The 1,294-nt window shown below is 62.9% G+C and carries 2 protein-coding genes; one reads left to right on the top strand and one right to left on the bottom strand.

From position 1 onward, the window contains the following. Positions 1–508, top strand: a 508-nt coding sequence (locus EN925_RS36380; protein ID WP_281040700.1) for a riboflavin kinase, incomplete at its 5' end; no start/stop codon positions are given. 1 nt (position 509) lies between these two features. Here the strand turns inward: EN925_RS36380 and EN925_RS36375 are convergent. Continuing rightward, the gene (locus EN925_RS36375) at positions 510–1,064 is read right to left on the bottom strand and encodes an HdeD family acid-resistance protein (protein ID WP_013532362.1); all 555 of its coding nucleotides are present in this window, start codon (positions 1,062–1,064) and stop codon (positions 510–512) included. Between the last annotated feature and the right edge of the window lie 230 nt (positions 1,065–1,294).

Genomic DNA, 1,294 nt, shown 5'->3' with positions numbered 1-1,294 from the left:
GTTCCGGGACGAGGGCGCGGAGGTGGTGTCGTCCAGCCGCATCCGCGTATTGGTGGGCGAGGGTGAGGTGGCTGAAGCCGCCGGTCTGCTCGGCTACCGGTTCACCGTCGAAAGCGAGGTGGTCGGCGGACAGCAGCTTGGCCGCACCCTTGGCTTTCCAACCGCGAATATGAGGCTGTCGGCTGAAGCCGCACTCAGGGAGGGCATCTATGCCGTCCGCTTCCGCCGCGCCGACGGCACGCTTCACGACGGCGTCGCCAGCTTTGGCCGACGCCCGACAGTCGACGACAACGGCGCGCCGCTGCTGGAAACCTTTGTCTTCGATTTCTCCGGCGACCTCTATGGCGAGGTTTGTCAGGTTTCCTTCTTCGGTTTCCTGCGTCCGGAGGTGAAGTTCGAGGGGCTCGACGCGCTGGTCGCGCAGATGAAGCGCGATGAAGCCGAGGCACGCGCGCTGCTTGCCGGCGTCAGGCCGCTCTCCGACCTCGACGCTGCGATGGCATTTTAAGCTACTTCTTCAGTGCCAGGCCGACGGCGATGAAGGTCCAGCCCTGGAAGATCAGATCGATCGCCAGGAACAGACCGAGCACCCACAGGCTGTTGACCGGCCAGCCCATGGCGATGATCAGGCCCGCAAGCGCGGTGATGACACCGGCAGCGACGATCCAGCCCCAGCCGCGTTCCGGCCGATGGCTGTAGCCGACCCAGGCCCTGAGCACCCCTGACGCGACCAGCGCAATCGCCAGCAGGAATGTCAGCACCGCCGAGGCAAGCAACGGATTGCCGAAAGCGAAGAAGCCGGCAACGGCGTACAGCAGTCCGCTGAGCAGCCAGTAGAAGAAGCGGCTCCAGGTCTTGACGCCGAACGCGTGCACGATCTCGATGATGCCCGCCATCAGCATCAGCCATCCCACGACGTAGACGGAAGCCACCGTGGCGACGAACAGGTTGGCGAAGGCAATGCCGCCGAAGATGAGCAGCAGCACACCGAGCGCGACAAACCATCCCCATTTTGTCCGTGTCTGTTCGATCGCGATTTTCAGGGCGTCGCCATGCAGGGTCATTGTCGCGGTCTCCATCGAGGGCTGCGGAATACTGCGGATGGAAGGTAATCCGGGCGCGGGCCAACGTCCAGTCGATGACCGGCAGCGGCATCGCGGCAAAGCGCGAGCGTATGTCTCGGGTTTAAATCAAATTTTACCAAACGGCCGTCAAAGCTGTCATTGGTAATCGTGTGTGTCGTGTTAGTGGAGTGGCCATGAGTCCGGTCGGAAGAATCTCTCTGGTGTTGGCC

The organism is Mesorhizobium sp. M7A.F.Ca.US.006.04.2.1 (assembly GCF_004022915.1).
GTDB lineage: Bacteria > Pseudomonadota > Alphaproteobacteria > Rhizobiales > Rhizobiaceae > Mesorhizobium > Mesorhizobium ciceri.
Note: the sequence above shows the minus strand (reverse complement) of the source record. Positions and strands in the feature narration are given on the sequence as shown.

What these genes read in the sequence shown, in the direction of transcription:
- EN925_RS36375 (WP_013532362.1), bottom strand. Translation starts at nt 1,064, where the DNA reads ATGACCCTGCATGGCGACGCCCTGAAAATCGCGATCGAACAGACACGG.